Source organism: Synechococcus sp. RC10A2 (assembly GCF_047502605.1).
In genome coordinates, this window is the sequence record NZ_JANSHP010000082.1 from 1 (window position 1) to 5,405 (window position 5,405).

General features: G+C 61.6%; 6 protein-coding genes and 1 pseudogene. 3 read left to right on the top strand and 4 right to left on the bottom strand.

Features of this window, described 5'->3' with window-relative positions:
* Positions 1-117 precede the first annotated feature (117 nt).
* Positions 118-567 (top strand): hypothetical protein, encoded by a 450-nt coding sequence (locus tag NW848_RS11335; RefSeq protein WP_011430903.1) that lies wholly within the window; start codon positions 118-120, stop codon positions 565-567.
* Positions 568-696: 129 nt separating this feature from the next.
* Entirely contained in the window at positions 697-1,824 is a 1,128-nt protein-coding gene (locus NW848_RS11340) for a peptidylprolyl isomerase (protein ID WP_414391071.1), read from the top strand.
* Between the two features lie 42 nt (positions 1,825-1,866).
* Here NW848_RS11340 and NW848_RS11345 read toward each other — a convergent pair whose 3' ends face one another.
* The 4 genes from NW848_RS11345 to NW848_RS11360 all read right to left on the bottom strand — a co-directional run bounded on the left by NW848_RS11345 (position 1,867) and on the right by NW848_RS11360 (position 4,858).
* Complete coding sequence (locus NW848_RS11345) at positions 1,867-2,634, bottom strand: MlaE family lipid ABC transporter permease subunit (RefSeq protein ID WP_011430901.1); 768 nt, start codon at positions 2,632-2,634, stop codon at positions 1,867-1,869.
* Positions 2,635-2,640: 6 nt separating this feature from the next.
* Positions 2,641-3,267, bottom strand: coding sequence for a GerMN domain-containing protein (locus tag NW848_RS11350; protein WP_099813000.1), 627 nt, complete (start codon positions 3,265-3,267; stop codon positions 2,641-2,643).
* Positions 3,268-3,511: 244 nt separating this feature from the next.
* Positions 3,512-4,372 carry a DUF2993 domain-containing protein gene (locus tag NW848_RS11355; RefSeq protein ID WP_228375271.1) on the bottom strand — a complete coding sequence of 287 codons (861 nt, stop codon included), beginning with the start codon at positions 4,370-4,372 and terminating at the stop codon, positions 3,512-3,514.
* 54 nt (positions 4,373-4,426) lie between these two features.
* The gene (locus NW848_RS11360) at positions 4,427-4,858 is read right to left on the bottom strand and encodes a hypothetical protein (protein ID WP_011430898.1); all 432 of its coding nucleotides are present in this window, start codon (positions 4,856-4,858) and stop codon (positions 4,427-4,429) included.
* 380 nt (positions 4,859-5,238) lie between these two features.
* Between NW848_RS11360 and NW848_RS11365 the strand changes: the two are divergent.
* Positions 5,239-5,349: pseudogene (locus NW848_RS11365) on the top strand (SulP family inorganic anion transporter); the annotation flags it as partial.
* Between the last annotated feature and the right edge of the window lie 56 nt (positions 5,350-5,405).

Genomic DNA, 5,405 nt, shown 5'->3' on the forward strand with positions numbered 1-5,405 from the left:
ACCCCGACACCGACACCGACTCCAAAGCCCACCCCAACGCCAACGCCAACACCGCCGCCCACGCCGACACCAATGCCAACCCCAACACCAGCACCCCGAGAAGAAGGGATCCGACTGGTGAAGCGGATCAGCGCCGTCAACGGCCTTCCTATCCGCGAGTTCTTCGACGAGCCCACGGATCCCAACGACAACCCAGGGATCCCTTGGCCGGGCGGGGCAGCCACCTTCCTGCAAGGCGCCATCAACCAGCCGGTACGTCCCGGAGCGCGGCTGCAGTTTGCGATTTACTTCCTGCTGGATTCGCCCGGCTCGAGGCTGACGGTGTGTGATCCCCTCGCCCCCGGTCTTGGCTATGTGCCGGGCAGCTTGTCTGTGACGCCGGCAGGTGGCTCTCCAGTGGCTCTGAGCGATGCGGTTGATGGGGATGCGGGAGCTTTTATCCCGCCGGGGCAAGCGGTGCCGCCGGCCTGTGGGGGCATCACCAACCCCAACGGCCTGGTGGTGGTCAATGTGGGGCAAGCCGGCAGTGCCGGGGCCATCCGCTTCGAGGCTGTCGTTCCCAGATAGAGGTAGCCATGACCTTGCAGCTTGACTGCTGAAGGCGACTTCACCCCCCTCTTTCGCAGCAACGCTTGCCGCCAGCAACGCTAGAATGCCAGGCTGAGAGCAAAAGCAGTGTCGGCAACGGGTGAAGACATGACACAGCGTGCCCAGCAGGGATCCGCAGTTGGCAGCAATCGGTGGGAGTGGGGAAGAAGATCACTCCGGCTGGTCTTAGCGGCTGTGTTGCTTTGGACGATTTGGCTGGGTGGGATCCCGGCCCTGGCGCTGCCGCAAGGGGATGCCATTACGGATCCGCGAACCCTCTTGCGGCGGGCGCTGCCCATCCAAGACAGTCGGATCTGGGAAATTGACGAGGCCATCACCAAAATCGAGGCCGACCTGAAGTACAACCGCTGGTCGGCGGTGCGGGGGGATGTGCGCCAGGTGGAGCGGCTCCTGGATCGCTATGCGGATCCCCTGCTGGCGGAGTTGCCCCCCGAGCAGGCTGCCGCCGCCTCTGAAGCAATAGCCGCCCTACGCCAGGAGTTGCAGCTCATCAGCCAGGCCACGGAGCGCAAATCCAAGGGCAAGGAGGAAGCCCGCGCCGCCTACGACCGCCTCATAGACGACTTGGGATCCCTGGAGAACAACTGGGTGGGGGCCTTCCCCTACGAGGTACCTGATGAGTACGCCGACAAGCCGCAGCTCCTGGGCCGGGCAGAAGTGGAGCTGAACACCACCGCCGGGCGCATGGTGATCACCCTGGATGGCTATAGTGCTCCAATAACTGCTGGCAACTTTGCTGACCTAGTGCAGCGGGGCTTCTACGATGGCCTGACCTTTGACCGAGTGGAGAAATTCTTCCTAGTGCAAGCTGGAGATCCCCCTGGCCCTGCCGACGGCTATGTGGATCCGGCCACCGGCAGAGTCCGCACCATCCCCATGGAGATCCGGGTCAAGGGTGAGGTAATGCCCCGCTACGGCCAAACCTTCGATCAACTGGGCCTGTGGGATGTGGAGCCGGCCCTGCCCTTTGCTGCCGAAGGGACGGTGGCCATGGCCCGCTATCCCGAGGATCCCAACAGCGCCTCTTCTCAGTTCTTTATCTTTATGGCCGAGCCGGATCTCACTCCCGCCGGCCTCAACCTCATGGATGGCCGCTACGCCGTGTTCGGCTATGTTACCGAGGGCACCGAGGTGCTGCGCAAGATCAAGCTGGGGGATCAGATCCTGAGCGCCCGGCTGATCTCAGGCCAAGAAAATCTCAGGAATGGGGCGTAGGGATTTTGCATCACTATCTCCTACCTTTGCCCTTTTGAGTGGCTAGAAGGCGCGGCTGAGGGCAGTTCCCGGGCCCTGAAACGCCAGCCAAGAGATCAGAAAGTTGGTAACAAACACCCCCAGCAACGCCGTCACCACAGCATCGGTGGTGGAGCGCCCCACCCCCTTGGCGCCCCCGCTGGTGGAAAGGCCCCAGTTGGAGCCGACAATGGCGATCAGAGACCCAAACACCATCGCCTTCAAACAACAGACGATCAAGTCCCAAGGGGCCAGGAGATTCTGAGCCGAGGTGAGAAACACCGTGGAAGGAATGTTGTAAACCGACGCGCAGATGATCATCCCCCCCACCAACCCCGTCAACAGGGAGAGGATGGTGAGCACCGGCAGCATCAGCCCCGCGGCCACTACCCGTGGGATCACCAGATAGTCCACCGGATCGGTGCGCAACAGGTAAAGGGCGTCGATCTGCTCCGTGACTTTCATGGTGCCCAGCTCGGCGGCAAAGGCGGATCCCACCCGTCCAGCCAGGATCACCGCCGTCACCACCGGCGTCAGCTCGCGGGCCAGGGCAATGGCCAAAACCCCGCCGATGAGGGAAGAAGCTCCAAAGTTGATGAACTCGCGCGCCAACTGAATCGTGAAAACGCCGCTGATCACCACCGCTGTGATCAAAACAATCAGCAGCGACTCCAGCCCCACCGCTGCCAGTTGCTCCAGCGTGTTGCGACGGTGAATGCGGCCCCGCAGCAGGTGCAAGGTCACCTGCCCGGCCAGGAGAAAACTGCTGCCCACCCGTTGGAACCAGTTCATGATCTCTCAAGAGGCCGATACGGCTGACGGCTCCGCCTCAGGTTCTGCCGGAAGCTGGAAGCTGGGGACAAACGAGGCCCGCGTCAAGGGTTGGTCGATCATCAGCCCTTCCCCCCCCAATACCTCGAGGGCACGCCCCTCGACGGAGATCCACACCCGCGCGCCGGGGTTCTGGCTGGTGGCCGTGTAGAGCACCTGCGCGATCCGGCTCATCATCGCCGTGGATCCCCCCCCTTGCGTGAATTCAGAAGAGAAATTGAGGAAAATATCGTTGCCTTCCACCCGCACATCCAGCAGCCGTGTCTGGGGAGGGATGGCGGTGGTGAGGTGGGGATCCCGGGGCCCGGCGATCAGCTCTTCCAAAGCCACACGGATGGCCTCTTGGGCGTCGAAGGCGCGCACGGAGCGCTCCTGCTGCACGTAGTAGATCGAGTTGTTAGCCGTGGTCAGCCAGTACAAAGAAAGGGTTTGCCGCGGCCCAATGCTGTACCACCAGGCTCCCCCCATCACCCCCACCCCCAGCAAAAAGCCCAGGATCCCCAGGGGCAGGGCCTGGTCGCGCCGTGGGCGGGAACGTCGCCCCCCCAATTTGCCAGAGCCAAGCTGTGCGGTACGCCCTCCGTAGTGATCCATCGCTGCCATTCCCCTGTCTTGCTTAGCTCTAGGGTAGCGAAGAAAGGCCCACCCTGCCGGGGATCCCCAAACCGGCACAGGCGCAAGCCAGCTTGAACTGGCTTCACGCTGGCCACAGCCATTCGCGACAACCAAGAGGCGGCGCGGCTGCTCTCCCGCCTGGACGAGGCCCGCATCGAGAAGCTCCTGGCAGAAGACGACCCTATCGACGAGAAGATTTAGCCCCAATGGGCGGGGATCCCTGCTAGGGAAGGGCGGCTCGCCGGGATCCCATCAGGGTCTCCAAGCTCTCGACCCGCACAAAGCCGATCACCTGCACCTGATCAGACCCTATCTCCAGGCTGAGCACCCGCACCAGGAGCCCCAGATCTTCTAGCTCTTGCAGATCAAACACCTCGTTAAGGCCGCCCAAAAACGCTGCCGAGATCTCATCGGGAACCCGCACAGAGCCGATGACAAACTCCGGATCCTGAAGCTGCAAGCGGCGCCCCTCCTCCACCTGGATCCCGGCGTTGAACACTACATCAACTGCTCGCGTCAGCGGGACGGAGTCTTTTTGCTCGCTGCCGCCTTCCTGCTCCACCAAGAGGGCAGAAAGTCGAAGGCGGTCAGGAGCCAAAAACTCGACCCGGGGTTTGCGCAGATCGAAGCGGCGGGGTTCGTCCCTAAGCCCGCCAAAGGGCAGATCTGCTCGGATATCCTGAAACTGTCTCAGCACCTCTGGCGAGTTGAGGGCAGCATTCAAGTCTTCTTCCCGCACCACCACCCGCACCGCCGCCTGCAGAGGACGCTCCAGCCGCAGAGGAGCCCCGCGGAAAAAAGAGGGGTCAATGGCCACCGGATCTGTTTCCAGCTCCAGCAGCTCTATGCGCGGAAACGGAGCCCTGTACAGCCCCCGCCCGGCAACCAACAACCGATCCGCCTGGCCGCTCAAAAAACGATAGTTAGGGCGGCTTTGGATGCGCACCTCCAAAACCTCTACCCCATCGAGCTGAGCGAGCAAAAGCTGCCGAGCCGCCTGATCTGCCAGGTAGCCTGCCCCTCCTCCCAAGCCCGCCAGCAACCCCACCAAAGCCGCCAGGATCTCCATATTTGCCGCTGTCACGTCTCCCCCACTCAGGTTAGCAGGGGGATCCCTGGCCCTCGTCAGGGATGCCGGCTAACGCAACACCTTAAGGGGACTAGCCTCAATAGGGCGATTTCCCAGGAAAGTTTTGGCAATTTTCAGGCCGTCCGCCATCACCGGCCGGTTGAGGGTTGGGTCATGGACAAATTTGACGCCGGAAGCCACCGTTGGGCGCCCCTCGCCCCAGGTATCCACAACTTTCAGAGTGGCAGCAGCAACCGGACGGCCATCGGCAAAGTAATCCACTACCTTCAGGGTGGAAGCTCCCACCGGGCGGTTGTCGATCTCGATCTTGCTGAACTTGACAGGGCTAGGAAACACCGGCGGGCCGGACCTCTCTCCTGACCCTAGAGCAGCCGGCAGGATCGGGTCGGCAGGCCGAGGAGCCAAGTTCAGACCGTTTCCTTGTCCCGTAGAGGTTTCTTGCTCCGGCAGCGGGCTGGAAAGACCACTAGGAACGGCCATAGCAATCTCCTAAGTTACAGAGGGAGCTGAAGGGAAAGGGGAGAAGAAACGACGGAATAAAACCGCCAAGCTGGGCGTCTTTAGGATCCCCGCAACCTCAGACCAGATTCTAAAAATATTCTAAACCATCGTTGGGCCTACGATCGGCTGCTCACACTCTGGCTTTATCCGTCAACTGCCGCTGAGGCACTCAGCGACGCTACACCTTCCCCGGTGCCATTGAGTCCGTATACACATTTGTAAACACTGTGTTACCCTTTGAAAGGACTTATCGGCAACTGAGGAGTGTTCGAGTAGCTGTGGTGAGTCAGCCAACTGTGGCTACGGATGACGCAGGCCAAGGGTGGAAAAAGCTTTTGGCGCGCTGGCGCGGCGACCTTATGGGCGGCTTGACCACAGCAGTGGTGGCTTTGCCGCTAGCGCTTGCCTTTGCCATTGCCAGCGGCGTTGATCCTAAAGCGGGGCTTTACACAGCAATTGTAGCTGGATTTAACACTCCCACCGCCTGAAGGCGGGGGATTCTTACGCAGTCCACAAAAGAACCCGT